Source organism: Arthrobacter sp. 10L430, assembly GCF_056395245.1.
Window position 1 is genome coordinate 1 of sequence record NZ_JBFTJD010000074.1, and the last position, 508, is coordinate 508.

The following is a 508-nucleotide window of genomic DNA, read 5'->3' on the forward strand; positions in this document are numbered from 1 at the left end:
CAGGCTTATCGCAGATTCCTACGTCCTTCTTCGGCTCCTAATGCCAAGGCATCCACCGTGTGCTCTTAAAAACTTGACCACAAAAGATCAAAAAAACTAATTCACGAGAGAACCACGAAAACCAGCCACACCCAACACCACCACCCCAAAGGGTGACACCATCACGCGCAGCCAGATCCAGGTTCATATTCTTGGAAATTGCTTCTTATAAAAGATGCTCGCGTCCACTATGTAGTTCTCAAACAACAACCCCGTACCACACACCCCACACACAACCCCCAAAAAAAGGGAATTCCTACCGTGTGATCGGTGCAGCCAGGAAACCAGAAACAAACAAACCCGCCCCCACACGCACGCCGCCCCCCTTCTTACAAGGAAACGACCCGCCCGCGTCAACGGTCCTGTTGCCTCAGGACCCAACAGTGTGCCAAACACTACCCGGCGATACCGTTCCGGCGAGCGTTCCAGGACACCGGGCCCCCCGAAGGGAACACCAGTGACCGTACTA

At 53.7% G+C, this 508-nt stretch carries 1 rRNA gene; it reads right to left on the bottom strand.

The annotated features are described in order from the left end of the window. Positions 1 to 79 (bottom strand): 23S ribosomal RNA (locus AC1DDG_RS21725); the annotation flags it as partial. Between the last annotated feature and the right edge of the window lie 429 nt (positions 80 to 508).